The organism is Sphingomonas sp. BK036 (genome assembly GCF_004216825.1).
Taxonomy (GTDB): domain Bacteria; phylum Pseudomonadota; class Alphaproteobacteria; order Sphingomonadales; family Sphingomonadaceae; genus Sphingomonas.
In genome coordinates this window covers 634,925-659,215 of sequence record NZ_SGXR01000003.1, presented here as the reverse complement: position 1 = coordinate 659,215, position 24,291 = coordinate 634,925, and the positions used below count along the sequence as shown (strand labels likewise).

The window sequence follows — 24,291 nt, the reverse complement described above, 5'->3', positions numbered from 1 at the left end:
TTTCGTCAGGATGACGAGGGGGGCGACTAACGGCTAGCCCAAAGCCTCCGTAAAATGCCGTCGGCACAAAGCGACATAGCGGTCGTTGCCGCCGATTTCGGTCTGCTGCCCCTCGGCGATCGCCCGCCCGGCCGCATCGACTCGCAGGTTCATCGTCGCCTTGCGTCCGCACATGCACACCGACTTGATCTCGACCAGCGAGTCCGCCAGCGCCAGCAGCCGCGCCGACCCGGGGAAAAGCGCGCCCTGGAAGTCGGTCCGTAATCCGTAAGCCAGCACGGGGATCCCGACCACGTCGCAGACACGCGCAAGCTGGTCGACCTGCGCGGGCGTCAGGAACTGCGCCTCGTCCACCAGCACGCACGAGATCGCGTCCTCGCCGTGCTGCCGCGCGACGCACGCACCGATATCCGTCGTCGCGTCGAACGCGATCGCGGGCGCCTCCAGCCCGATCCGTGAGGTGATCGTGCCGGCGGCGAACCGATCGTCGATCGCGGCGGTGAACAGCATCGTCCGCATCCCCCGCTCGCGATAGTTGAAGTCCGCCTGGAGAAGGTTCGTCGACTTGCCCGCGTTCATCGACGCATAATAGAAATACAGCTTGGCCATCGGCTCAACCCAAAGACGCGTCGCGCGGCGGCGTCAATCCTCGGCCAGGTCGCGTGCGATATGCGGATCGCGGAGCAGCGTGTCGATATGCGTGCCCTCGTCGAAGCTCTCGTCGGCGAGGAACTTCAGCTTGGCGGCGTAGCGCGTCTGGACGCGGGTCGCGACTTCGCGCTGGAGATAGGCGGTGTTGGTCCGCAGCGCCTTCAGCACCTTTTCCTCGTCCTTGCCGAGCAGCGGCTTCACGAAGACGGTGGCGTGGCGCAGGTCGGGGGACATGCGCACCTCGGTGATCGTCACGAGATGCTTTTCGAGCACCGGATCGTGGACGTCGCCGCGCGCGAGGATGTCGCTGAGCGCGTGACGCGCCTGCTCGCCCACGCGGAGTGCGCGGACGGTTTTAATTTCGGGGGTATCGGTCTTCATTCTTCTAACTCCCTCGCCCCTCCGGGGAGAGGGTGGGGGTGAGGGGCGGCCGCACGCGCTTGCGCCTGGAACTGCCCCTCACCCAACCCCCTCCCCGATGGGAGAGGGCTCTCGGCCTCAAAGCGTGCGTTCGCGCATCTCGACTTCGAACGTCTCAAGGACGTCGCCGGCCTTGATGTCGACGAAGTTCGACGTGAACGTCACACCACATTCCAGCCCGGCGCGGACTTCGGCGACATCATCCTTGAAGCGACGCAGCGATGCGATTTCGCCTTGGTAGATGATGACGTCGTTGCGCGTGATGCGCGCCTTGAGCGCCTTGCGGATATTGCCTTCGGTGACGAGCAGACCCGCCGCCTTGCCATGCTTGCCCGCCGAGAAGACCTCGCGGATATCGGCACGACCGACGACCGTCTCGAACGCTTCCGGCCCAAGCTCGCCAGCCATCCCCGCCCGGATCTCGTCGATCAGGTCGTAGATGACATCATAGTACTTGAACGCGACCTTCTGGCGCTCGGCGATCTCGCGCGCCTTGGCGTTCGGGCGGACGTTGAAGCCGATGATCGGTGCACCCGATGCCGCCGCCAACGTGACGTCCGACTCGGTGATGCCACCGACGCCCGAGTTGAGCACGCGCGCCTTGATCAGGTCGGTGGAGATCTTGTTGATCGCCCCGACGATCGCCTCGACGGTACCCTGCGTATCGGCCTTCACGACCAGCGGATATTCGATCGCCTGCTTTTCCTTCAGCGCCGAGAACATGCTCTCGAGGCTGGCAGGAACCGATGCGGTCCGCTTGTCGGTCTTCACGCTGCGACGATATTCCGCGACTTCGCGGGCACGCGCCTCGTTCTCGACGACCTGGAACGGATCGCCCGCCGACGGGACACCCGACAGACCCAGGACCTCGACCGGCATCGCCGGACCCGCTTCCTTGATCTGCTTGCCCTTGTCGTCGACCAGCGCACGGACCTTGCCGCTCTCACCGCCGACGACGAAGATGTCACCGACCTTGAGCGTGCCGCGGTTGACGAGGATCGTCGCGACGGGGCCACGGCCCTTGTCGAGCTTGGCCTCGATCACCGTACCCTCGGCCGCGCGATCCGGATTGGCGCGCAGTTCGAGCAGTTCGGCCTGGAGCTGGATCTTCTCGATCAGCGCATCGAGACCGATCTTCTTGGTCGCGGAGACTTCGACGTCCTGGACGTCGCCGCCCATGTCCTCGACCACGATCTCCTCGCTCAGCAGGCGCTCGCGCACCTTCTGGGCATTGGCGCCTTCCTTGTCGATCTTGTTGATCGCGACGATCATCGGGACGCCTGCCGCCTTGGTGTGGGCGATCGCCTCCACCGTCTGCGGCATCAGGCCGTCGTCGGCCGCCACCACCAGGATGACGATGTCGGTGACGTCCGCACCACGCGCACGCATCTGCGTGAACGCCTCATGGCCCGGCGTGTCGAGGAAGGTGATCTTCGACTTGTCCTTCAGCGTGACCTGATATGCGCCGATATGCTGGGTGATGCCACCCGCTTCGCCGCGCACCACGTCGGTGCCGCGCAGGGCATCGAGCAGCGACGTCTTGCCGTGATCGACGTGACCCATGATCGTGACGACGGGGGCACGCGGCTTGAGCGTCTCCTCGGCATCATCGATCGTGTCGTTGGCCAGATCCTGGTCGACATCGCTGACGCGGGTCAGGTTGTGACCGAACTCGGTGACGAGCAGCTCGGCCGTATCCTGGTCGATCGTCTGCGTCATCGTGACGGGCATGCCCATCTTGAACAGCGCCTTGACGAGGTCTGCACCCTTCTCGGCCATACGGATGGCGAGTTCCTGGACGGTGATCGCCTCGGGGACGACCACGTCGCGGATCTGCTTGGCCTGCGCCTCGCGCGGACCACCGGTGCCACGACGCTCCTTCTCGCGCGCACGCTTCAGCGCGGCGAGGCTGCGGGCGCGGGCGCCATCACCGTCGCCGAGTGCGCGGTTGACGGTGAGCTTGCCCGAGGTGCGACGATCATCGCCCTTGCGATCACGCTGCTGCGGACGCGCCGGCGGTGCATCGCGACGAATGCCGCCGGCGGGTGCGTTCACACCGCCCGCGCCGGGGCGCGCCGCGGTCGTGCCGGCGTTCGCAGCCGTGGTCGGCGCTGCGGCGGCAGCGGGTGCTGCAACAGGCTTTGGCGGCGGCGGAGGACGCTCCGGACGTGCCACCGGCGAGAACCGACGCGGCGCCGGGAATGCCGGATCGCGAGTCAGTTCGAGGATGGGTGGCGGTGCCGGCGGTGCGACCGGGGCCGGCGCTGGCTTCGGAGCCGCAGCCGCGACCGGCGCGGGGGCCGGTGCAGGCTTGGGTGCAGCGACCGGCGCCGGGGCAGGGGCTGCCGCAACGGGCGCCTCGACCGGCGCGGGCGCAGGCGTCGGTGCCGCGACGGGCGCCGAGGCGGCCTCGACGACGGGCGCAGGCGCAGGCTTCGGAGCCTCGACCGGCTTCGGCGCGGGTGCTGCCTTGGCTTCCGCCTCGGCACGCGCGCGCTCGGCGATGCGATTGCGCTCGTCCTCTGCCGCCTTGAGGCGCTCGGCCTCCTGGCGACGACGCCCTTCTTCGAGCGTGTTCATGCGCTGCTCTTCAGCCTCGCGGAGCAGCTTGGCCTGACGCTCCTGCGGCGACAGGTTGCTCGGCGCCTGCTGGCGCACGGGGGCAGGTGCAGGCTGCGGCGCGCGCGGCTGCGGTGCCGGTGCGGGGGCCGCAACCGGGGTGGGCGCGGCAACCGGCGCGGCATCCGCCACCGGACCGTCGGGCTCGCCCGGACGGCGCAGTACGCGCGCGCGCTTGGTTTCCACGATCACCGTATTCGATCGGCCGTGGCTGAAGCTCTGCTTCACCTGGCCGGTCTCGACCGTGCGCTTCACACCCAAAGGTGCGCGCATGCCAAGTTTCGGCTTCTCGTTGTCCGTGTCGCTCACTCAAATTCCTCAGTCATGTCCACGGCCGGGCGTTGTCCGGTCGATCCGGACGCCCCTTCAATTTGTGACGCCGATGCGCCCTGCGAGGCCGTTTCGCAAGACACGGTGGAAGATTCGGGGCCGATAAAATGCAGCCAACGGTCGAGCGCTTCGCTCACCCGCTTTGCTGCAGCGCGGTCTGTCAGGCCAATGTGTACCACATTTTCCCGTCCCAGCGCCAACGCCAATATGGTGCGCGACGCAGGCAGTGCCAACCCCCGCAAACCCGAGCCCTCGACATCGTTGCCGATGCGCCACGCCTGATCGAGCTTGCGGTTGCCATCCTCGGCCGCGTCGGACGCGTGATACAGCGCCTTCAGCTTGCCCGAGCGCGCGTTCTGCTCGATCCGGTCGGATCCGATCAGCACGGTGCCCGAGCGCGATTCGAGCCCGAGCCGGTCGAGCGCGTTACGCTCCAGCGCGGCTTCGATCATCGCGGGAAGCTCGGGTGCGATGGTGAACTCGCCGGTCTTGAACGCCCGAGCGAGCGCGCCTTTCAGCTTGCCCTTCTTGATCGCCGCTTCGAGTTCGAGTCGCGTCACCCCGATCCACGCGCCGCGGCCAGGCGCCTTGGCGCGCACGTCGGGATGAATCTGGCCGTCGGGGGCCAGCGCGAGTCGCACCAGATGCGGGCGAACGTCGCGCTCGCCCGACAGGATGCACTTGCGCACGGGCTCATGCCCCTCCCGCATGCGGGAGGGGTCAGGGGAGGCGCTATCCGCAGGGGCGGCAGCCGTAGCTGCCCTCCCCCGACCCCTCCCGCGAGCGGGAGGGGAGTTTAGCGGCTTGGTCTCATCGGGAGGGTTCCGCATGTGCGTCCTCCTGCGCCGGAGTTGTCTTGGGCGCGTCGCGGTCGACCAGCAATTGGCCGCCCGCGCCGTAATTCTCGGTCGAGACTTCTTCGATTACGATCTGCACCGCAGCCGGGTTTTTTCCCAGCCGCTCGACGAGCGACTGGGTGACGTCGGCGACGATGCCGGCCTTCTGGTCCTTGGTGGCGGACCCCGAAATGCGGATGCTGACAAACGGCATCAGGCCTTGTCGTCCTCGCTCTTCGCGTCGGTCGACTCCGTAGTGTGATCCGCCGCAGCGTCGTCTGCCGTAGCTTCCTCAGCCGCAGCCGCTTCCACCGGAGCCTCGTCCGCCTCGTCAGCGTCAGCCTCGGGGGCCTCGTCCTCGAACCAGTGCGCACGCGCGGCCATGATGATCTCGTTACCCTGCTCGTCGCTCAGGCCGTACTCGGCGAGAATGCCGCCCTTGGGCTCGGGACGCTTGGGCGCATCGTCGTTGCGACGGCGTGGCTCGACGCGCTTCTTCTCGACGAGCTCGTCGGTCGCCAGATCGGCGAGATCGTCGAGCGTCTTGATGCCTGCCTTGCCGAGCGTGACGAGCATCGCCTCGTTCAGATACGGCATGTCGATCAGCGCGTCCTCCACGCCGAGCGCGGTACGCTCTTCGCGGCTGGCCGCGTCGCGACGCTCGAGCGCCTCGGTCGCGCGGTTCTGCAACTCACCCGCCAGATCCTCGTCGAAGCCCTCGATGCTCGCGATCTCCTCGACCTCGACATAGGCGACCTCCTCGAGGTTCGTGAACCCTTCGGCGACCAGCAGCTGTGCGAGCGTCTCGTCGACGTCGAGCTCCTTCTCGAACATCGCCGAGCGCTCGACAAAGTCCTTCTGGCGCTTTTCCGAGGCATCGGCCTCGGTGAGGATGTCGATCGCCTTACCGGTCAGCTGCGACGCAAGCCGCACGTTCTGACCACGACGGCCGATCGCCAGCGAAAGCTGGTCATCGGGAACGACCACCTCGATGCGCTCTTCTTCCTCATCGATCACGACGCGGCTGACCGAAGCGGGCTGCAACGCGTTGACGACGAAGGTCGCGATATCGGGCGACCAGGGGATGATGTCGATCTTCTCGCCCTGCATTTCCTGCACGACGGCCTGAACGCGGCTGCCCTTCATGCCGACGCACGCGCCGACCGGATCGATCGACGAATCGTGGCTGATGACGCCGATCTTCGCACGCGAACCGGGATCGCGCGCGGCCGCCTTGATCTCGATGATGCCGTCGTAGATTTCGGGCACTTCCTGCGCGAACAGCTTCTTCATGAAGTCGGGGTGCGCGCGGCTGAGGAAAATCTGCGGCCCGCGGTTTTCGCGGCGTACGTTGAGGATCAGCGAGCGGATGCGGTCGTTGACGCGCACCACTTCGCGCGGGATCTGCGCATCGCGGCGGATGACGCCTTCCGCACGGCCCAGGTCGACGACGACATGGCCGAACTCGACGCGCTTGACGACGCCGGTGATGATCTCGCCCGCGCGGTCCTTATATTCTTCGAACTGGCGCTCGCGCTCGGCGTCGCGGACCTTCTGGAAGATGACCTGCTTGGCAGCCTGTGCGGCGATGCGGCCGAACTCGATCGGGGGCAGCGGATCGACGATGAAGTCGCCGAGCGCTGCGTCCTTCTGGAGCTTCTGCGCGCCCTTGACGTCAACCTGCTTGAAATAGTCATCGACCGCCTCGACCACTTCGACGACGCGCCACAAGCGCAGATCGCCGGTGTTCGGATCGAGCTTGGCGCGGATGTCGTTCTCGGCGCCGTAGCGCGAGCGGGCGGCGCGCTGGATCGCGTCCTCCATCGCCTCGATCACGATCGCCTTGTCGATCATCTTCTCCGACGCGACCGAATTCGCGATCGCGATCAGTTCCGCGCGGTTTGCGGTGACTGCCGTGGCCATCAATGCTGTCCTTCTTCGGTGTCGGCCTCGTGAGCGTCAGGCTCATCGGTGGGCGTGTCTTGATAGAAAACTTCGTCCGCGCCTTCGATCGAAAGCGGCGCGGTCGCGGCGATGAGTCGGTCGGTCATGACGAGCTTGGCGTCGGCGACCTGCGAAAAGTCGATCGTCATGATCTTGTGCTTGTTCACGTCGACGGTGATCTTGGTCCCCTCGACGCCCATGAGGTTGCCCGAGATCTGCTTGCGATCCTCGAACGGCTCGACGAGGCGGATACGCGCCTCCTGGCCTTCCCAATCGGCAAAGTCCTGGAGACGGGTCAGCGGACGATCGATACCGGGGCTCGACACTTCGAGACGGTAGGCGTCCTCGCCGACAGGGTCCTTGCCCTCGGCTTCGAGCGCATCGAACTTGTCCGAGATGCGGCGCGACAGCTCGGCGCAATCCTCGATCACCAGCTGGCGGGTGTCGGGGCGCTCGGCCATCACCTGCAGCGTCGGATCGGACTTGCCGCCCTGCATGCGCACGCGCACGAGGCTGAGGCCGAGCGCCTTGGCCTCGGGTTCGATCAGGTCGGTCAGCAGGGCGATATTCGCCATCGAAATTCCAAACAGGGCCAAAGCACAGGGGGTTTCCGCCGCGGAGCAAGCCCCGCAGCCTCTTCACCTGGCGATGTAGAGAAGTGATGTCTCTATACGCCGGGTGGCGCTGCTCCGCAAGCGCGGGCAACCTTCGTTCGTCACGCCGCGTTTGACTAGAGATTTCCGGGAGAGAATCATGATCCGCAAAACGCTGTTCGCCACCAGCCTGTTGTCCACCACGCTGCTCGCCGCGACTGCCTGTTCCGCGCAACCCGCCGCGGCCGGCAAGCCGTTCAAGGAGACGGTCGTCGCCGATTTCGACTCGCCCTGGGCGATGACGTTTCTGCCCGACGCGCGCATGTTGGTGACCGAGAAGAAAGGGCAGATGCTGCTCGTCTCCGCCGATGGCAAATCGCGCCAGACGGTCGCAACGATCAAGGTCGATTCGGCCGGGCAGGGCGGTCTGATGGACGTCGTCCTCGCCCCCGATTTCGCGACCAGCCAGCGCGTCTATTTCAGCTATTCGACTACAGGCGAGGGCGGCAAGGGCGTCGTTCTGGCACGGGGGCAGCTGTCGATTCCCGTGTGCGTCCAGGCGCCCTGCGACTTTGCCCGTTTGGAAAACATCACCGAATTGTACCGCGCGCGCCCGTTCGTGGAGGGCAACGGCCATTATTCCGGGCGCATCGTTTTCTCGCCGGATGGCAAATATCTGTTCTTCACCAATGGCGAGCGGCAGAAATTTACCCCGGCGCAGGATCCGAAGGTCACGCTCGGCAAGGTGTTGCGCCTGACGCTCGACGGCAAGCCCGCGCCCGGCAACCCGCTCGCTGCCAAGGGCTTTGCACCGGAGGTCTGGAGCTACGGCCACCGCAACCTGCTCGGCATCGCGTTCGATGCGAAGGGTAATTTGTGGGAGCAGGAGATGGGGCCGAAGGGCGGCGACGAGGTCAATTTGATCAAGCCCGGCCTCAACTATGGCTGGCCCAATGCCTCGAACGGCAGCCACTATGACGGTCGTGACATCCCCGATCACAAGCCCGGTGACGGCTATGAGCCGCCCAAGGTGTCGTGGAATCCGGTAATCTCGCCCGGCGGGCTGATGATCTATTCGGGCGCGATGTTCCCGCAGTGGAAGGGTGATGCGTTCATCGGCGGACTGTCGTCGCAATCGCTCGTCCGTGTCGACCTGAACGGTACGAATGCGGCCAAGGGTGACCAGTGGGACATGAGCGCGCGAATCCGCGAAGTCGAACAGGGGCCGGATGGGGCGATCTGGCTTCTCGAGGACGGCGGCGATTCGCAAGGCCGGTTGATCAAGCTGACGGCAAAGTAGCCCGCATTCCCCTCCCGCTTGCGGGAGGGGTTAGGGGAGGGGACGACGTACGTACTGGCGTCCGGCTGATGGGGCACGCTCCTCCCCCGACCCCTCCCGCAAGCGGGAGGGGAGCAGAAGATCAGTCGCGCACGATCAGATAGTTCATCCGCGCGGCCGCAATCGGCTTGTCGCGTTCGTCCTGCCAGGCGGTGGCCTCGACGTTCGCAACGCGCGTGCCCAGCCGCGTCACCACGCCGGCCGCACGCGTAGGCTTATCCCTGCCGCCGCGCATGAAATCGACCGTGACGTTGACCGGCTTGATCGCGCCGCCACCCTCGGCCTCCAGCGCATGCTGCAACGCCGCGATCGCCGCCATCTCGAGCAACCCCGAGATCGCACCGCCATGCAGGAACCCCGGCCGCCCCAGCACGTCGTCCGCAAACGGCATCACCAGCACGGGCGGCGCGCCTTCCTCGACCTCGACCGAGACGCGCAGGATCTCCGCATAGGGCGGCAGGCCGATGCTCATGCCTCGATCCTTCGGTTGAGACCCATGCCGGCGACATCGCCCACCACCATGAACGTCCCCGCGACATGCGCCAGCGGATCGCCCGGGTCGCCGTCATGCGCCTGCCCGCGCACGAACGCGATCGAGCGCGTGATGCGGTAGCATTCGCCGCGCCCGATCACCGTCTTGCCCGGAGTCGCGGGGCGCAGGTAATCGACGCGCAGGTCGAGCGTCGCGTGCGGCACGAACGCGTTGCGCTTGATCCAGATCGCCAGACTCGTCGCCATGTCCATCATCGTGATGATCGGCCCCGACGCGATCACGCCGCTCGCCGGATCGCCGATCAGCCGTTCGTCATAGGGCAGAGCAAGCTCCGCCCAGTCGTCGCCATGCGCGTGATAGCGCATCCCCAGCGCGGCGCCGTGCCCGCCGAACCCGCGCGTCGCAAACCATTGTGGATCAAAACCAGCCATCCGCCCGCCTCTACACGCCGCGCGTCGGGGCGCAACATTGCGGGGACACGCACGGGCGGTTAGCGTTGCCGCAAAGATCGAGAGGATCGCCCCAATGAACGACCGCGTCACTATAACCGTCGCCGAAGGTATCGCCGACGTCCGCCTCAACCGCGCGGACAAGATGAACGCGATCGATCCGGCGATGTTCGAGGGCATCGCTGCGGCGATCGACCAGCTTGCGGGCATGAAGGACGTCCGCTGCGTCGTGCTGTCGGGCGAGGGCAAGGCGTTCTGCGCGGGGCTCGACATGGCGTCGATGGCGAGCGGCGGGTCGGGGCTGGAGCTCGGCGACCGTACCGCTGGTGGCGCGAACCTCCCCCAGCAGGTCGCGTGGGGCTGGCGCACGCTGCCGATGCCGGTGATCGCCGCGGTCCACGGCGTCGCGTTCGGCGGGGGCTTCCAGATCATGTCGGGCGCGGACATCCGCATCGCCCACCCAAGCGCGCGCTTTGCGATCCGCGAAAGCCATTGGGGACTGGTGCCGGACATGGCCGGCATCGCGCTGTGGCGCACGCTGGCGCGCGACGACGTGCTGCGCGAACTCACCTACACCGCGCGCGAGTTCGATGGCGCGGAGGCGGTGCGGCACGGTTTCGTCACGCGGCTGTCCGAAGACCCGCTCGGCGAGGCGATGATGCTCGCGCGCGAGATCGCGGCGAAGAACCCGCACGCGATCCAGGGTTCGAAGCGTCTCTACAACCTCGCGGCGGATGCGGACGCGGTGGCGGTCCTGCACGCCGAGACCGAGGAACAGCTGAAGGTCATCCGCACGCCGAACCAGGTCGAACAGGTGCGGGCGAACATGGAGAAGCGCGCCGCGGTGTTCGAGGACTGAGGCCCCCCGCGGGCGCGGGCGCGTCATCCTGACGAAAGTCAGGACCCAGAGTACCACGCGCCGTGCTCCGTAACCCTGGATCCTGACTTTCGTCAGGATGACGGGGGAGGGGGCTGACGTTCATCCCCCTCCTACCACCCCGGCGAAGGCCGGGGCCCAATTGGCAAGGTCGTTGTAACGAAGCGCGGCCTTTAGTTTGCACCGTCCCGCAATTGGGCCCCGGCCTTCGCCGGGGTGGTCTTGAATGGCAGCGGTCCGCTCGCGAACCTACTTCACCTTGTCGTACGGCGTGAAATCCCGAAACCGGCAATAGCCCGACGGGATCGACATGCCGTTCGACACGGTCCGAAACCGATCGTTCCGGCACAGCTGCCCACCATAAACATCGACGATCATCGTATCGAACGGCCGCAGCGAAGCACATTCGCCGACCGGCCCCGTCTTCCAGATCCGCTTGCCCGACTGCCGGTACAGGATCGTCTGCGAGTCGACGATCTCGGGCCCGTTCAGCTGTTGAAGGGTGATGCACCGCACCGGCGTCCCCGCAATCCGCCCCGCCAGCGGATCGGACTTGCCCGCTACCAGCATCAGCGCGACCGCTGCGAGAACCGGTGCGCGGATCATGGTTTCCGATACGGTACGAAATCGCCGAAGCTGCAACTGCCGGTCGGAAAGCGCGATGTCCGGTCGAACGTCTGCGCGATATCGCCGCGGCAAAGCTGCCCGCTCGGCGTCCGTGTCACGAGAATGTCGCCGCGCGCGATCCCCTCGCACCCACCGTAGGTGTCGCTGCGGTACACCATCCCGTTGTTCACCCGGTACAGGATGGTCGCGCCGTAGCCCGAGCTCTGCTTTTGCGGAAACTGGCTGATACACGTCTCAGGCTTGCCCGGTACGAGCCCGGCGAGCTCCTTCGCCAGCTTCTCCTGCACGTCCGCCTTGCGGACCTGCACGCGCTCGACGTCCGCCTGCGTCTGCGTACAGGCGCCGAGCAGCAAGGCCGGCAGCATCAGGAGTGGCAGGAAAAGCATACGCATCGCAACGCTCCTCGAAAGTCTTACCACGCCCATACGCCTCTTACCCGCGAAACGCATCCTTCGCCGCGCGATAGCCCGCCAGCTGCTCGACCGACGTCGCCCGCAGGAACGGGTTCGTCGCCCGCTCGCGCCCGATCGTCGTCGGCACGGTCGGCTCACCCTTCGCGCGCGCCGCATCGACCTCGGCCATCCGTGCGACGATGTCGGCATTGTCCGGCTCGGCGACCAGCGCATAGCGGCCGTTGCTCTGCGTATATTCGTGCCCGCAGAACACCTCGGTTTCGTCCGACAGCACCGCATACCGTTGCATGTTCGCGAACATGTCGGCCGGCGTGCCCTCGAACAGCCGGCCACACCCCATCGCGAACAGCGTGTCGCCGGTGAAGATCGCCGCATCGTCGGCGAAGTGGAACGCGATATGCCCCTGCGTATGCCCCGGCACGGTCATCACGGTCGCTCCGTGCGCGCCGATCCGCACGAGATCGCCGTCGCCGACCTGCTCGTCGAGAGTCGGGATCTTGTCCGCCTCCGCCGCCGGGCCGACGATCGTCGCGCCATATGCCTTCATCTCGGCGTTGCCGCCGGTGTGATCGGGATGCCAATGCGTCGTCCACACCCGGTCGATCCGCCAGTCGCGCATCTTGGCGGCGGCGATCACCGGCCCCGCCTCGCCCGGATCGACCACCACCGTCTCACCCGAGACGGTGTCGTGAATCAGCCAGGCATAATTGTCGGAAAGGACGGGGACGCGGACGATATCGAGCATCAGCGGCTCACCACTTTCCGGTGTTCGGCATCGACGCCCAGGGCTCCGCCGGATCAAGCGCGCCATCCGCCTGCAATAGCTCGATCGAGATGTTATCCGGGGTCCGCACGAACGCCATGTGCCCGTCGCGCGGCGGCCGGTTAATCGTCACGCCGGCATCGTGAAGCCGCTGGCAAGTGTCGTAGATATTGTCGACGCGGTAGGCGAGATGCCCGAAATTGCGGCCCTCGCCATACTCCTCGGGATCCCAATTGTGCGTCAACTCGACCTCGGCGCCCTCGTCGCCGGGGACCGACAGGAAGATCAGCGTGAACCGGCCCTTCTCGTTCTCCATCCGCCGGACCTCCTTCAGCCCGAGCATCTCGAAGAACGCGATCGTCTTCGCCGGATCGGTCACGCGGATCATCGTGTGGAGGTATTTCATGCTTGCTCCAAGGGTTGTTCGGAACGGGAGATAGGAACGGGGAGGGGGTGGTGAAAGGGCACCAATCGATGCTTCGCCTATAGCCACCTCCCCGGCGAAGGCCGGGGCCCAGTTGGGAAGGTGGTCGTAACGGAGAGCCGTCCTGCATCAGCACCGTCCCTCAATTGGGCCCCGGCCTTCGCCGGGGAGGTGGTACGTTAGCGTCCGACCGGAACGCCGGCATTAGGCGTGCTCGCACGCGGCGCGGCGCCCGCGTCAAACTGCCGCAACGCCGTCACCGCACTCCGCCCCACCGGCGTCTCCGGCGCCAGCCGCGCAGCCTGCCCCCAAGCCTCGCGCGCACCGGCCTCGTCGCCCGCCAGCGCGGCGATATTCCCCGCCTCGAGCTGCACCGAAGCATCGTCCGCCGCGCGCTTCAACGCCTCGCCGATATCCTTCTTCGCGCGCACGGGATTGCCCTCGCGCCGCGCCAGCGTCGCCGACAACAGCCACGCGAGCGGATCGTCCGCGGCGTTGGTCAGCGCCAGGTCGATATCGGTCCGCGCCGATTCGAGATCGCCCGTGGCCACCAGCGCGCGCGCATGATCGAGCTGTGCCTCGCCCAGCGGTAGCCCGGTCAGCGTCCCCGCGGTCAGCGCCGAATCGAGTGCCGCGCGTGCCTTGGCGGGCTGTGCCGCGGCCAGCCACGCATTCCCCGCCTGCGCCCAGTAATTGGCCGCCCCCGCATCCTTGGCGAGCTGTGCCTCGCGCGCCGCGTCCTCGAACTCGCCCGCGGCCGAGGGCCAGCTCTTCTCCGCCGCGAACGCGAGCCCGGCGCATCCCCGCGCGAGAAAGCGCCCGCCTGCCATCCGCCAGCGTCCCGCCTCGGCGCGCGCCGCCTCCGGATCGCTCTCGGCAAGCGCGACGCAGCGTTGCAACCGGTCGGTCCGGATCTCGAGCGGACCGGCGGCGGCCGCCTTGGGAGACGCCACCTTGGACTTGGCCGGGGCGGCGGCAGGGCTGGCCTGCGCCAGCGACAGAAGCAGCAATGGCAGGATCATAAAGCGGCGATCACATCCTCGACCGCCCGGATGATGAGGGAGATGTCGCTGTCGCGCGACAGGCGGTGATCGCCGTCCTTGACCAGCCATGTCTGCACATCGGCTGAACGCACCAGCTCGGCGAGCCGTGCGGTCCGCTGCCACGGCACGTCCGGGTCGCGCTGGCCCTGCACCAGCCGCACCGGACCATCGAACGCGATCTCGCCGTACATCAGCCGGTTGGCCTCGCCCGAGGACCAGAAGGCGCGGGTATAGACGGTCGGTGCCGGACCATACGGGTTCTTGCGCTCCAGCCGCCCGCTGGTCAGCAGCGCCATCTTCTCGTCGGTGGTAAAGCCCCAGTCGGTGAAGTCGGGCGCCGGTGCGACGCCGACCAACCCCTTGACCAGATCCGGCCGCGCCTTCGCCGCCAGCAGCATCAGCCACCCGCCGAGCGACGACCCGACGATCACCGCGCCGTCCTCGACCAGCGCATCCAGCATCGCGAGCACGTCGTCGCGCCAATCAGCCAGCGTCTGCTCCTCGAACGCGCCTTCGCTCTGCCCGCACCCGCCATAATCGAACCGCAGGAACGCGCGCCCCTCGGACTTTGCCCAGGCCTCGAGCGTCACCGCCTTGGTCCCGGTCATGTCGGACGCATAGCCCGACAGGAACACGATCGTCGGCCCGGTGCCGGGGGTGTGGTGATAGGCGAGGCGCGGGCGCTCCTTGACGGGAGGCGAGGCGGCGGGCTGCGTGGTCGTATCGGTCATGCCGCAGCTTTAGACTGTCTTCGAGCGGCTGGTGAAGAGGGTACGGAACCTGCGTTGGCGTCGGCCGCCCCCGCCCCCTGGCGGGGGAGGATCGACGGGACGGACTTCGCCGTTGTCAGATAATGAATTCGACCGTCTTCATCTGCGCCTGGTCGGCGGCGACCGCGCCGCGTTTCTCGACCATCTGGCGGTGGAGTTCGGCGACCGTCTCGCTGCCGCGCGTCTTGCAGAGCGCGGGGACGACCGCGTGGACCAGCGCGCCGAGGCCGCCCTTGATCATCGTCAGGCCGAAGCGGCTGGCGACGCCGAAATGCTCGGCATAGCTTTCGCCGACGGTTGCGGGATGGTCGAGGAACAGGCGGCGAAACATCGGCAGTCTCCTGGGGCGCATCCTATCATCGCGCGGTCAGCGCGTCGACCATGCCGGCGGCCAGCACGCTCAGCGTATCGTCGCGCGCGCCCATCACCACGATCCGGTCGCCGGGCCGGGCTTCGGCGACCAGCGCGGCGGCGGCCTCCGCCCGGTCGGCGATGTGCCGCGCGTCGCGGCCCCCGACGGCGATCTGCGCGACGATGTCGGCGCTGGTGACCTCTCGCGTGACCGTGCCGCCATAATAGGCCGGGTCGGGGAGGACGAGCAGGTCGTCTGGCGCCATCCGCTCGACGAAGGTGGCGACGAGTTCGGATCCCATGACCTTGAGCGGCCCATAGCCGTGCGGCTGAAAGAGGAGGAGCAGGCGGCCGGGAAACGCGTGGAGCGTGTCGAGCGTGGCGGCGATCTTGTCGGGGTTGTGGCCGAAATCGTCGATTACCGCGATGCCGGCGGCCTCTCCGACGAGATCGAAGCGGCGGCGCAGGCCGGTAAAGCCCGCGATCGCCTTGACCGCGTCGGGCAGCGACACGTCCGCCGCCATCGCCGCACCGATCGCAGCGAGCGCATTCGAGACGTTGTGGCGGCCTGGGACGGCGAGCTTCACGCGCGTGCGGGTGCCGCGCGAGACGAGGTCGAACGCAATCGCGAACGGCTCGGGCTTCAGGTTTTCGGCGCGCAGGTCGGCCGACGCGTCGATCGCGAACGTCGTCACCTGGCCGCGCGGCAGCCGCGACGCGAGGGCGGCGGCGTCGGGGTCGTTGGCGTTGACGACCGCCGTCTCGGCCTTCGCGATGAAGCCGCCGAACAGCACGCGCAATTCCTCGAGCGACTTGTGATCGAGGCTGACATTGTTGAGCACCGCGATCCTGGGCGCATAACGCGCGATCGAGCCGTCGCTTTCGTCGACCTCGCTGACGAAAATGTCGCTCGCCCCTACGAGCGCACTCGCAAACGGCGCGTCGTCGGTGGCGAAGTTCTTCATGACCGCGCCGTTCATGACGGTCGGGTCACGGCCGACCGCGTGGAGGATCCAGCCGATCATGCCGGTGACGGTCGACTTGCCGCTGGTCCCCGCCACGCCGATCGGCAGGCGGCTGTCGTTGAACAGCGAGGCGAGCAGCTCCGCGCGGGTGGCGCGCGGGCAGCCGAGCGCGTCGGCGGCGATCATGTCGGGAACGGTGGCTTCGATCGCGGCGGAGGCGACGACCCGCTGGTCCGCGGACACGATGCCGCTGCCGTCCTGCGGGAACAGCGCGACGCCCTTGGCGGCGAGATCGGCGAACTTGGCGGGGACCCGGCCCTGGTCGAGATTGCGGTCCGATCCCGCGACGGTCGCGCCGCGGCCCGCCAGGATCATCGCGAGCGGCATCATGCCGCTGCCGCCGATGCCGACGAAGAAATAGGCGGGCTGATCGGCAGGCTGGTCGGAGGGGTTGGTGATATCCATGCGCTCGCGCTATCGGCGGTTGCGTAACGGGGCAAGACAGGACGAACCATGCGCATCGGTGTTCTCGCCGCGTCGAGCCGGACCAATCCCTCGGCTATCCCTGCGATCACGGCGTATGCCGCGGCGGCGTTTCCCGAGGTCGAGCTGGTGTTTCATCCGCAATGCACCACGACCGACGGGCATTTCGCAGGTTCCGATTTCGCGCGGGCTGCGGCGTTCCTGGAGTATGCGAACGATCCGGCGTTCGATGCGCTCTGGTTCCTGCGCGGGGGCTATGGCGCGAACCGCATTTTGCAGATGGTCGTGCCCGAGCTCGGGCGCGCCGCGCGGCACAAGACGTATCTGGGCTATTCGGATGTCGGGTTCCTGCTGGGCGCGCTCTATGCGCGGCGGATCGGGCGGGTGGCGCATGGGCCGATGGTCAGCGACATCCACCGGCATGACGGCGAGGCGACGGTGGCGCGGTCGCTCGGCTGGATGGCGCGGGGGGATCGTTCGGGACTCGAGCCGGGGTTGCGCGGGCAGCCGTCGGCGGCGTTCAACCTGTCGATCCTGACGTCGCTGATCGGGACGCCCTGGCTGCCCGACCTGACCGATCACGTGCTGATCGTCGAGGAGGTGTCGGAGCCGATGTATGCGATCGATCGGATGCTGTTCAAAGTGGCGAACGCGACCCAGCTCAAGGGGATCGCCGGGCTGCGGCTGGGGGCGGTGACCGCGGTGCAGGCGAACGAGCCGCCCTGGGGCGAGACGCTGGACTATATGATGGTGCGCTGGTCGCGCGACATGGGCGTGCCGTATCTCGGGCGCGCCGAGATCGGGCACACGCAGGCGAACCATGTGGTGCCGTTCGGGGTGGTTTGAGGGGAGGGCAGAGCCCTTCCACCCCGGCGGAGGCCGGGGCCCAATTGGCAAGGTCGGCGTAACCGTGCGCGGTCCTTCGTTAGCGACGTTTCCCAATTGGGCCCCGGCCTTCGCCGGGGTGGAGCTTGAAGGCGGCGCGGCGATATTGTGTCAGGCTGTAGTGTCCGTGCGACGCGGGTTGCCTATATCGGCCCCGCGACGGCATAAGCGCCGCTCTTCCATCACGAGAAAGTTCCCCATGTCCGCCATGTTCCGCATTACGCTTCCCGACGGCTCCGTCCGCGAGGTTGCGCCCGGGACTACGCCCGCAGATGTCGCCGCCGCGATCGGGCCGGGGCTCGCCAAGGCGGCGCTCGCCGCGCGGATCGACGGGCAGGTGCGCGATCTCAGCCGGCCGTTCGAGGGCGACACGAACCTTGCGCTGGTGACTGCACGCGACGAGGCGGACGCGCTGGAGCTGGTGCGCCACGATCTCGCCCACGTCATGGCCGAAGCCGTGCAGCACCTGTTCCCCGGCACGCAGATCACCTTCGGGCCGGCGACAGACGACGGCTTCTACTACGATTTCGCGCCCAAGGATCGCCCGTTTACCGACGAGGACCTGCCCGCGATCGAGGCGGAGATGCGCGCGATTATCGCGCGCAACGAGCCGTTTTTGCGCGAGGTCTGGAGCCGCCAGCAGCTGATCGACCGCTGGACCGAGCAGGGCGAGACGTTCAAGGCCGAATGGGCCGCCGAACTGCCCGAGGGCGAGGAACTCACCATCTATCGCCAGGGCGAATGGCTCGACATGTGCCGCGGCCCGCACATGGTCTCGACCGGCAAGCTCGATCCCGCCGCGTTCAAGCTGACGCGCGTCAGCGGAGCCTATTGGCGCGGTGATCAGAAGAACGCGATGCTGAGCCGCATCTACGGCACCGGCTGGCTCAACAAGAAGCAGCTCGATCAGCATCTCTTCCGGCTCGAGGAAGCCGCCAAGCGCGATCACCGCAAGATCGGCGCGGAGATGGACCTGTTTCATCTCCAGTCCGAGGCGCAGGGGTCGGTGTTCTGGCATCCCAAGGGCTTCGTGCTCTGGCGGCAGATGGAGGCGTATATGCGCCGCCGGCTCGACGCCGCGGACTATGCCGAGGTGAAGACGCCGCAGCTGATGGACGCCAAGCAGTGGGAACAGTCGGGCCATTGGGGCAAGTATCGCGAGAACATGTTCGTGGTGCCCGACGAGATCCCCAACGTCGAGGATGAGGGCGCTGTGCTGTCGGGCGAGGGCGACCTGATGGCGCTGAAACCGATGAACTGCCCCGCGCACGTGCTGATCTTCAAGCAGGGGATCAAGTCGTATCGCGACCTGCCGATCCGGATGGCGGAGTTCGGCTGCTGCCACCGCAACGAGCCGCACGGCGCGCTGCACGGCATCATGCGCGTCCGCCAGTTCACGCAGGACGACGCGCATATCTTCGTCCGCGAGGACCAACTGGTCGAGGAGGTGCGCAAGTTCTGCGAGCTGCTCGACAGCGTGTACAAGCATCTGGGCTTCGAGGACTATGCGGTGAAGCTCGCGCTGCGCCCCGAGAAGCGGTTCGGCGACGATGCGATGTGGGACAAGGCGGAGGCCGAGCTGCGCGAGGCGGTGATGCAGTCGACGCTGAGCGACACGATCAAGGCGAATTTCGAGGAGCTGCCGGGCGAGGGGGCGTTCTATGCGCCGAAGCTCGAATTCCACCTGACCGATGCGATCGGGCGGACGTGGCAGGTCGGCACGATCCAGTCGGACCGCGTGCTGCCCGAGCGACTCGACGCGTCCTATGTCGGCGCGGATGGCGAGCGGCACCGGCCGGTCATGCTCCACCGCGCGATCCTCGGCACGTTCGAGCGCTTCATCGGCATCCTGATCGAGCATCATGCCGGGCGCTTCCCGCTGTGGCTGGCGCCGGTGCAGGTGGTCGTCGCGACGATCGTATCGGATGCGGACGACTATGCGCTGAAGGTCGCGGCCGACCTGCGCAAGGCGGGGATCCGCGTCGAGACCGATCTGCGCAACGAGAAGATCAACTACAAGGTGCGCGAGCATTCGCTGGCCAAGGTGCCGCTGCTGTTCGTGGTCGGCAAGCGCGAGGCGGACGAGGGAACGGTCGCGATCCGGCGGCTCGGCAGCCAGGGCCAGGAGATGATGAGCCTCGACGATGCGGCGGCACGGGTTGCGGTCGAGGCGCGCGCACCCGATATGTGATGGATGAGGCCGGCTTTCCGCGCAGAGCTTTCTGCGCTATAAGCCGGCCCAAATACTTCGTCAGAAACAACAGGAGCAACCCCCATACGTCCTCCCACGATGCGCCGGCCGATGCAGGCGCCCGCGATGAACGGCCCGCGATTCAACGAATTCATCCAGAGCCAGAAGGTCCGCGTGATCGATCACGAGGGCGAGAATCTGGGCGTGATGTTCACGCGCGAAGCGATCGAGCAGGCGGCCGAGCACGGCCTGGACCTGGTTGAAGTTTCGCCCAACGCCGATCCGCCCGTCGCCAAGTTCCTCGACGTCGGCAAGTTCAAGTACGAGGCGCAGAAGAAGGCCAACCTCGCACGCAAGTCGCAGAAGACGCAGGAGATCAAGGAGATCAAGATGCGTCCGAACATCGACGACCATGATTACGACACGAAGATGAAGAAGGTGAACGACTTCATCGGCGAGGGCGACAAGGTCAAGATCACGCTGCGCTTCCGTGGCCGCGAGCTGAGCCACGGCCAGCTGGGCATGAACCTGTTGAAGCGCGTGCAGGACGACGTCGCCGAGATTGCCAAGATCGAGGCATATCCGCGCATGGAAGGCCGTCAGATGCTGATGGTGCTCGCGCCGAAGTAACCCCGGCAGCGCTGGTATCAACGCATGCAGGTCTGGAAGGCCGGTTCGACAGGGGTCGGACCGGCCTTTGTCGTGTCTGCGACGGTCGGGGTCGTGTCTGTGACCGGAGCGAGCGGTTCAAGCGCGCGGGATCTAAGATTTTTTCCAACGGTGGCGGAAGCGGGGGGTAGCGCCTAGATTCCCCTGCAATGTCCTCTCCCAACTCCCCCGATCGATTCAACGAAGACAAATCCACGTTCGCGGTGCGCGGCGGTGGTGAAGCGCCCGATCTTGCGGCGGGCGTTGCGGCGATCCGCAACGTGCTCGGCACGCTGCCGGTCCGCCCCGGCGTCTATCGCATGCAGGACGCGCGCGGCGACGTGCTCTACGTCGGCAAGGCGCGTGCTTTGCGGAATCGCGTCGCCAACTATGTCCAGGTCGAGCGGCTGACGAAACGCCTCCAGCGGATGGTGTCGCAGACTCGGTCGATGACGATCGTCACAACCAACAACGAGGCCGAGGCGCTGCTGCTCGAATCGCAGCTGATCAAGCGCTATCGCCCAGCATACAACGTGCTGCTGCGCGACGATAAGAGCTTCCCGTTCATCCTGCTGCGCGACGATCACGATTTCCCGCGCGTCCAGAAACACCGCGGCGCCAGACGCGCGAAGGGCAATTACTACGGCCCGTTCGCGAGCGCAGGGTCGGTCAACAACACGCTCAACGCGCTCCAGAAGCTGTTCCTGCTGCGCAGCTGCACCGACAGCTTCTTCAAGACGCGCGACCGGCCATGCCTGCTGTACCAGATCAAGCGCTGCTCCGCGCCGTGCGTCGGCCGGATCGATGAGGGCGCCTACAAGGAGCTGGTCGACGACGCGAAGAGCTTCCTCGCGGGCAAGTCGACCGGCGTGCAGGCCAAGCTCGGCGCGCAGATGCAGGCCGCCGCCGAGAATATGGACTTCGAACTCGCCGCGCTGCTGCGCGACCGGTTGAAGGCGCTGACGTTCATCCAGGGGACGCAGGCGATCAACGCGGAAGGGGTAGGCGACGCGGATATCTTCGCGATGGCGTGCAAGGACGGGCTGATCGGCATCCAGGCGTTCTTCATCCGCGGCGGCCAGAACTGGGGGCATCGCAGCTTCTTCCCGCAGCACACCAACGACGTGCCAGAGGACGAGGTGCTCACCAGCTTCCTCGGCCAGTTCTACGAGGACGTGCCGCCCGCCCGCCAGATCCTGCTCGACCGCGAGCTGCCCGAGGCGGCGCTGCTGGTCGAGGCGTTGGGCGAGCGCGCGGGCTACAAGGTCGCGCTCCAGGTGCCGCAGCGCGGCGATCGCCGCCGGCTGATGGATCAGGCCAAGCGCAACGCGATCGAGGCGATCGAGCGTCGCCAGGCCGAATCGACCACACAGGCCAAGCTCCTGCGCGAAGTCGCCGACCTGTTCGATCTGGCCGAGCCGCCGCAGCGGATCGAGATCTACGACAACAGCCATATCCAGGGCACCGCCGCGACCGGCGCGATGGTCGTCGCCGGCCCCGAAGGCTTCCGCAAGGGCCAGTATCGAAAGTTCAACATCAAGGACAAGGACACCATCCCGGGCGATGATTTCGGGATGATGCGCGAGGTCTTCACGCGGCGCTTCGCGCGCGCGCAGGCCGAGGATCCCGATCGCGATTCGGGCGAATGGCCGGATCTGGTGCTGATCGACGGCGGCAAGGGACAGCTCAACACGGTCAAGGCCGCGCTCGAGGAGATCGGCGTCGAGGACGTATGCCTCGTCGGGATCGCCAAGGGGCCGCAGCATGGCCGCGACGGGCGCGAGGTGTTCCACATGCTCGACGGCCGCGAATTCCAGCTCCCCGTCAACGCGCCGGTGCTGTTCTACCTCCAGCGGCTGCGCGACGAGGTCCACCGGTTCGCGATCGGCGTCCACCGCGACAAGCGCAGCAAGGCGATCGGCGCGAGCCCGCTCGACGAGGTCCCCGGCATCGGCCCAGCGCGGAAAAAGGCGCTGCTGATGCATTTCGGGACCGGCCGCGCGGTGCGCAATGCGAGCCTGCAGGACCTGCAACAGGCGCCGGGAGTCTCGGCGGGCGTCGCGCAACAGGTCTACGACTTCTACCATTCGCGGTGATGGCAACGGGGAGGGCGCGACAGGTCGCCGCACCGTCCCCAAACTCGCGCCGTGCTCGTGGAAATAGATCCAGATCAAGCTGATTGCACAAAACTAAACCCATTCTTCACTCGCCATTGTTACATTGTGACGTGCCAACGCCCGTTTTCCTGACCGTCGATACCGAATTCGCCTGGCGTCATCATGCGGCCGGGCGCGATTCTGACGAGATCTATGCGCGGTCGCTCGAACCCGCCGGCGTCGGGCTGAGCTACCAGCTCGCGGAACTTGCGCGGCATTCGCTCAAGGCGTGTTTCTTTGTCGATCCGATGCCCGCGCTCGTCTACGGCCTCGCGCCCGTGCGGCAGATGGTCGAGACGATCCTCGCCGCCGGGCAGGAAATCCAGCTCCATCTCCACCCGAACTGGACCGCGGCGCGGCGGGGGGACCGGGGCGAGCATCACGGCCGGTTCCAGCTCTACGACTATAGCCTGGCCGAGCAGATCGACCTGCTAGTGCGCGCGACCGACCTGCTGGTCGAGGCCGGCGCGCCCAAGCCGATCGCGTTTCGCGCAGGGAGCTATGCCGCCAATGACGACACGCTGACCGCGCTGTCGACGCTGGGCTTCACCTATGACAGCAGCCACAACGGCTCCGAAGCGCCCCATACGAGCCGGATCTCGCTGCCCGCGCAACAGATCGCACCCGTGCAGCGCAGTCGCGACGGCGGCGTGATCGAGGTGCCGGTCACGGTGATCGAGGAGAGGCGCGACCGGGTGCGGACGTTCCAGCTTTGCGCGCTGTCCGCCGGCGAGAGCTATGACGCGCTCGAACATGCCGCGGTGTCGGGGCATGGCGCGGTGACGATCGTCAGCCACGGGTTCGAACTCGCCAACCGGAGCGGGACGCGGCCCAACGCGGTGCATGTCCGGCGTTTCCGCGCATTGTGCGCGATGCTCGACGAGATGCGCGCGGCGTTGCCGACGCATCATTTCGCGGATCGCCCGCCGCTCGCGCTCGGTCATCCCGACGTGCCGCTCGCGCCGGACCGGTTGCGCATGCGCTGGCGGCAGGCCGAACAACTCTGGTCGAACTGGGTCGAGGAACGCTCATGACCGCGCCGCCGGCGACGGCGGATAACAGCGTTCGACGGCTGGCGCTGAAGTTCCAGATCGGCGCACGGACGCTGGCGACGATATCGCGACGACTGGTGCGCGTGCCGTTCTCACTCGACGCCGTCCTGGCTTCGTCGGCGGGGACCGCGCCATTCGCACTGCCCGCGCTACCCGACGAGGCCGACGGCTATCTGGTGACGTCGCTGCCCGAGACGATGCTCGCCGGCCTTGACGGCAATGGCCTGATCGCGGTCGTCCGGCAGCGCTATGTCCGCTATCATGTCGATCTGGCGGCGGGGGAGGCGGCGTGGCTCGCCGGCCTGTCGGGCAGCGCGCGCTCGGGGATCAAGCGCAAGGCGAAGAAGCTCGCCGCGGCGAACGGGCGCGCGCTCGATATCCGGCGCTATCACGATTCGGCCGCGTTCGCGGTCTTCCATCCGCTCGCCCGCGCAGTGTCGGCGGCGACCTATCAGGAAAAGCTGCTCGGATCGGGACTGCCTGACGATGCGGCGTCGGTGCGCGATCTCGAGTCACTCGCGGATGCGGACCGGCTGCGTGCCTGGCTGCTGTTCGTCGAGGGCGCGCCGGTCGCGTATCTCTGTTGCACCGCCGAGGGAGAATCGTTGCGATACGATCATGTCGGGCACGATCCGGCGCATAACTACCTGTCGCCCGGCGCGGTGCTCCAGGTCGAGGCGATGCGCGACCTGTTTGCGGAAGCCCGGTTCGCGCGGTTCGACTTCACCGAGGGGGAGGGCCAGCACAAGCGGCAATTCTCGACCGCGGGGACGGCGTGCGTCGACGTGCTGATGCTGCGGCCGACGCTGGCGAACCGCGCGACGCTGGCGGCGCTGCGGGGGTTCGACGGCGCGATGGCGTCTGCCAAGCGGGCGGCGACGCATCCGGCGCTGGCCAGGCTCGCGAGGAAGATCCGCCGCTAGGGCTGGATCGTTCGCCGAGTGCCATCCTCCAGCAGCCCCCCGTCAT

General features: G+C 67.1%; 25 protein-coding genes. 8 read left to right on the top strand and 17 right to left on the bottom strand.

The annotated features are described in order from the left end of the window. Nucleotides 1–33: 33 nt before the first annotated feature. The 7 genes from EV283_RS03190 to rimP form a co-directional block, all read right to left on the bottom strand. Entirely contained in the window at nucleotides 34–609 is a 576-nt protein-coding gene (locus EV283_RS03190; RefSeq protein ID WP_130322594.1) for a thymidine kinase, read from the bottom strand. Nucleotides 610–642: 33 nt separating this feature from the next. Continuing rightward, the gene (gene rbfA, locus EV283_RS03185) at nucleotides 643–1,032 is read right to left on the bottom strand and encodes a 30S ribosome-binding factor RbfA (RefSeq protein WP_056411674.1); all 390 of its coding nucleotides are present in this window, start codon (nucleotides 1,030–1,032) and stop codon (nucleotides 643–645) included. Nucleotides 1,033–1,149: 117 nt separating this feature from the next. After that, nucleotides 1,150–3,999, bottom strand: coding sequence for a translation initiation factor IF-2 (gene infB / locus EV283_RS03180; RefSeq protein ID WP_130322592.1), 2,850 nt, complete (start codon nucleotides 3,997–3,999; stop codon nucleotides 1,150–1,152). After that, nucleotides 3,996–4,730 carry a DUF448 domain-containing protein gene (locus tag EV283_RS03175; protein WP_242615761.1) on the bottom strand — a complete coding sequence of 245 codons (735 nt, stop codon included), beginning with the start codon at nucleotides 4,728–4,730 and terminating at the stop codon, nucleotides 3,996–3,998. The genes infB and EV283_RS03175 overlap by 4 nt, the downstream gene beginning before the upstream one ends. 100 nt (nucleotides 4,731–4,830) lie before the next feature. Continuing rightward, complete coding sequence (locus EV283_RS03170; protein ID WP_031392998.1) at nucleotides 4,831–5,070, bottom strand: 4-oxalocrotonate tautomerase family protein; 240 nt, start codon at nucleotides 5,068–5,070, stop codon at nucleotides 4,831–4,833. Next, nucleotides 5,070–6,779 carry a transcription termination factor NusA gene (gene nusA, locus EV283_RS03165; protein WP_130322588.1) on the bottom strand — a complete coding sequence of 570 codons (1,710 nt, stop codon included), beginning with the start codon at nucleotides 6,777–6,779 and terminating at the stop codon, nucleotides 5,070–5,072. Before nusA ends, EV283_RS03170 begins: the two co-directional genes overlap by 1 nt. Next, complete coding sequence (rimP, locus tag EV283_RS03160) at nucleotides 6,779–7,375, bottom strand: ribosome maturation protein RimP (RefSeq protein WP_055881131.1); 597 nt, start codon at nucleotides 7,373–7,375, stop codon at nucleotides 6,779–6,781. The genes nusA and rimP overlap by 1 nt, the downstream gene beginning before the upstream one ends. 178 nt (nucleotides 7,376–7,553) lie before the next feature. On the opposite strand from rimP, the gene EV283_RS03155 reads away from it, so the two are divergent. Further along, nucleotides 7,554–8,693, top strand: coding sequence for a PQQ-dependent sugar dehydrogenase (locus tag EV283_RS03155; RefSeq protein WP_130322586.1), 1,140 nt, complete (start codon nucleotides 7,554–7,556; stop codon nucleotides 8,691–8,693). Between the two features lie 121 nt (nucleotides 8,694–8,814). Here the strand turns inward: EV283_RS03155 and EV283_RS03150 are convergent, their stop codons facing one another. Further along, nucleotides 8,815–9,204: a PaaI family thioesterase gene (locus EV283_RS03150; RefSeq protein WP_130322584.1), complete on the bottom strand. Its 390-nt coding sequence runs from the start codon at nucleotides 9,202–9,204 to the stop codon at nucleotides 8,815–8,817. Next, nucleotides 9,201–9,656, bottom strand: coding sequence for a PaaI family thioesterase (locus EV283_RS03145; RefSeq protein WP_121904285.1), 456 nt, complete (start codon nucleotides 9,654–9,656; stop codon nucleotides 9,201–9,203). Before EV283_RS03145 ends, EV283_RS03150 begins: the two co-directional genes overlap by 4 nt. Before the next feature lie 94 nt (nucleotides 9,657–9,750). Here EV283_RS03145 and EV283_RS03140 point away from each other — a divergent pair, with 94 nt between their 5' ends. Further along, complete coding sequence (locus EV283_RS03140; RefSeq protein ID WP_130322582.1) at nucleotides 9,751–10,533, top strand: crotonase/enoyl-CoA hydratase family protein; 783 nt, start codon at nucleotides 9,751–9,753, stop codon at nucleotides 10,531–10,533. A 267-nt stretch (nucleotides 10,534–10,800) separates the two neighbouring features. On the opposite strand, the gene EV283_RS03135 is transcribed toward EV283_RS03140, so the two are convergent. From EV283_RS03135 to EV283_RS03100, 8 genes are all read right to left on the bottom strand, one after another. Beyond that, nucleotides 10,801–11,157, bottom strand: coding sequence for a hypothetical protein (locus tag EV283_RS03135; protein ID WP_242615760.1), 357 nt, complete (start codon nucleotides 11,155–11,157; stop codon nucleotides 10,801–10,803). Further along, entirely contained in the window at nucleotides 11,154–11,570 is a 417-nt protein-coding gene (locus EV283_RS03130; protein WP_242615759.1) for a hypothetical protein, read from the bottom strand. Before EV283_RS03130 ends, EV283_RS03135 begins: the two co-directional genes overlap by 4 nt. A gap of 40 nt (nucleotides 11,571–11,610) precedes the next feature. Then, complete coding sequence (gene gloB / locus EV283_RS03125; RefSeq protein WP_130322580.1) at nucleotides 11,611–12,336, bottom strand: hydroxyacylglutathione hydrolase; 726 nt, start codon at nucleotides 12,334–12,336, stop codon at nucleotides 11,611–11,613. A 7-nt stretch (nucleotides 12,337–12,343) separates the two neighbouring features. Next, nucleotides 12,344–12,760, bottom strand: coding sequence for a VOC family protein (locus tag EV283_RS03120; protein ID WP_107956865.1), 417 nt, complete (start codon nucleotides 12,758–12,760; stop codon nucleotides 12,344–12,346). 197 nt (nucleotides 12,761–12,957) lie between these two features. Continuing rightward, nucleotides 12,958–13,800, bottom strand: a complete 843-nt coding sequence (locus EV283_RS03115) for a hypothetical protein (protein ID WP_242615758.1) — start codon at nucleotides 13,798–13,800, stop codon at nucleotides 12,958–12,960. Then, nucleotides 13,797–14,552 carry an alpha/beta hydrolase gene (locus EV283_RS03110; RefSeq protein WP_130322578.1) on the bottom strand — a complete coding sequence of 252 codons (756 nt, stop codon included), beginning with the start codon at nucleotides 14,550–14,552 and terminating at the stop codon, nucleotides 13,797–13,799. The genes EV283_RS03115 and EV283_RS03110 overlap by 4 nt, the downstream gene beginning before the upstream one ends. Nucleotides 14,553–14,667: 115 nt before the next feature. Then, complete coding sequence (locus EV283_RS03105) at nucleotides 14,668–14,922, bottom strand: DUF6356 family protein (protein WP_107956868.1); 255 nt, start codon at nucleotides 14,920–14,922, stop codon at nucleotides 14,668–14,670. A 25-nt stretch (nucleotides 14,923–14,947) separates the two neighbouring features. Further along, entirely contained in the window at nucleotides 14,948–16,372 is a 1,425-nt protein-coding gene (locus tag EV283_RS03100) for a Mur ligase family protein (RefSeq protein WP_130322576.1), read from the bottom strand. Nucleotides 16,373–16,420: 48 nt separating this feature from the next. Here EV283_RS03100 and EV283_RS03095 point away from each other — a divergent pair, with 48 nt between their 5' ends. From EV283_RS03095 to EV283_RS03070, 6 genes are all read left to right on the top strand, one after another. After that, nucleotides 16,421–17,236 (top strand): LD-carboxypeptidase, encoded by an 816-nt coding sequence (locus tag EV283_RS03095; protein WP_130322574.1) that lies wholly within the window; start codon nucleotides 16,421–16,423, stop codon nucleotides 17,234–17,236. Between the two features lie 238 nt (nucleotides 17,237–17,474). Beyond that, a complete protein-coding gene (thrS, locus tag EV283_RS03090; protein WP_130322572.1) occupies nucleotides 17,475–19,466 on the top strand; it encodes a threonine--tRNA ligase in 1,992 nt (663 codons plus the stop codon). A 99-nt stretch (nucleotides 19,467–19,565) separates the two neighbouring features. Next, complete coding sequence (gene infC / locus EV283_RS03085; protein ID WP_056411632.1) at nucleotides 19,566–20,096, top strand: translation initiation factor IF-3; 531 nt, start codon at nucleotides 19,566–19,568, stop codon at nucleotides 20,094–20,096. A 188-nt stretch (nucleotides 20,097–20,284) separates the two neighbouring features. Continuing rightward, the gene (uvrC, locus tag EV283_RS03080) at nucleotides 20,285–22,210 is read left to right on the top strand and encodes an excinuclease ABC subunit UvrC (protein ID WP_107956872.1); all 1,926 of its coding nucleotides are present in this window, start codon (nucleotides 20,285–20,287) and stop codon (nucleotides 22,208–22,210) included. A gap of 131 nt (nucleotides 22,211–22,341) precedes the next feature. Continuing rightward, on the top strand, nucleotides 22,342–23,304 hold the full coding sequence (locus tag EV283_RS03075; protein ID WP_130322570.1) for a polysaccharide deacetylase family protein: 963 nt from the start codon (nucleotides 22,342–22,344) through the stop codon (nucleotides 23,302–23,304). After that, complete coding sequence (locus EV283_RS03070) at nucleotides 23,301–24,245, top strand: GNAT family N-acetyltransferase (RefSeq protein WP_130322568.1); 945 nt, start codon at nucleotides 23,301–23,303, stop codon at nucleotides 24,243–24,245. Before EV283_RS03075 ends, EV283_RS03070 begins: the two co-directional genes overlap by 4 nt. The last annotated feature ends 46 nt before the right edge of the window (nucleotides 24,246–24,291 follow it).

Excerpts from the sequence above, each read along its gene's own strand:
- EV283_RS03115 (WP_242615758.1), bottom strand. The coding sequence starts at position 13,800 with ATGATCCTGCCATTGCTGCTTCTGTCGCTGGCGCAGGCCAGCCCTGCC.
- rbfA (WP_056411674.1), bottom strand. The coding sequence starts at position 1,032 with ATGAAGACCGATACCCCCGAAATTAAAACCGTCCGCGCACTCCGCGTG.
- EV283_RS03145 (WP_121904285.1), bottom strand. The coding sequence starts at position 9,656 with ATGGCTGGTTTTGATCCACAATGGTTTGCGACGCGCGGGTTCGGCGGG.
- EV283_RS03100 (WP_130322576.1), bottom strand. The coding sequence starts at position 16,372 with ATGGATATCACCAACCCCTCCGACCAGCCTGCCGATCAGCCCGCCTAT.
- rimP (WP_055881131.1), bottom strand. The coding sequence starts at position 7,375 with ATGGCGAATATCGCCCTGCTGACCGACCTGATCGAACCCGAGGCCAAG.
- nusA (WP_130322588.1), bottom strand. The coding sequence starts at position 6,779 with ATGGCCACGGCAGTCACCGCAAACCGCGCGGAACTGATCGCGATCGCG.
- EV283_RS03140 (WP_130322582.1), top strand. The coding sequence starts at position 9,751 with ATGAACGACCGCGTCACTATAACCGTCGCCGAAGGTATCGCCGACGTC.
- EV283_RS03095 (WP_130322574.1), top strand. The coding sequence starts at position 16,421 with ATGCGCATCGGTGTTCTCGCCGCGTCGAGCCGGACCAATCCCTCGGCT.
- EV283_RS03130 (WP_242615759.1), bottom strand. The coding sequence starts at position 11,570 with ATGCGTATGCTTTTCCTGCCACTCCTGATGCTGCCGGCCTTGCTGCTC.
- EV283_RS03175 (WP_242615761.1), bottom strand. The coding sequence starts at position 4,730 with ATGCGGGAGGGGCATGAGCCCGTGCGCAAGTGCATCCTGTCGGGCGAG.
- infC (WP_056411632.1), top strand. The coding sequence starts at position 19,566 with ATGCGCCGGCCGATGCAGGCGCCCGCGATGAACGGCCCGCGATTCAAC.
- EV283_RS03190 (WP_130322594.1), bottom strand. The coding sequence starts at position 609 with ATGGCCAAGCTGTATTTCTATTATGCGTCGATGAACGCGGGCAAGTCG.
- EV283_RS03155 (WP_130322586.1), top strand. The coding sequence starts at position 7,554 with ATGATCCGCAAAACGCTGTTCGCCACCAGCCTGTTGTCCACCACGCTG.
- EV283_RS03170 (WP_031392998.1), bottom strand. The coding sequence starts at position 5,070 with ATGCCGTTTGTCAGCATCCGCATTTCGGGGTCCGCCACCAAGGACCAG.
- gloB (WP_130322580.1), bottom strand. The coding sequence starts at position 12,336 with ATGCTCGATATCGTCCGCGTCCCCGTCCTTTCCGACAATTATGCCTGG.
- EV283_RS03150 (WP_130322584.1), bottom strand. The coding sequence starts at position 9,204 with ATGAGCATCGGCCTGCCGCCCTATGCGGAGATCCTGCGCGTCTCGGTC.
- EV283_RS03105 (WP_107956868.1), bottom strand. The coding sequence starts at position 14,922 with ATGTTTCGCCGCCTGTTCCTCGACCATCCCGCAACCGTCGGCGAAAGC.
- EV283_RS03135 (WP_242615760.1), bottom strand. The coding sequence starts at position 11,157 with ATGATCCGCGCACCGGTTCTCGCAGCGGTCGCGCTGATGCTGGTAGCG.
- thrS (WP_130322572.1), top strand. The coding sequence starts at position 17,475 with ATGTCCGCCATGTTCCGCATTACGCTTCCCGACGGCTCCGTCCGCGAG.
- uvrC (WP_107956872.1), top strand. The coding sequence starts at position 20,285 with ATGTCCTCTCCCAACTCCCCCGATCGATTCAACGAAGACAAATCCACG.
- EV283_RS03070 (WP_130322568.1), top strand. The coding sequence starts at position 23,301 with ATGACCGCGCCGCCGGCGACGGCGGATAACAGCGTTCGACGGCTGGCG.
- EV283_RS03120 (WP_107956865.1), bottom strand. The coding sequence starts at position 12,760 with ATGAAATACCTCCACACGATGATCCGCGTGACCGATCCGGCGAAGACG.
- EV283_RS03110 (WP_130322578.1), bottom strand. The coding sequence starts at position 14,552 with ATGACCGATACGACCACGCAGCCCGCCGCCTCGCCTCCCGTCAAGGAG.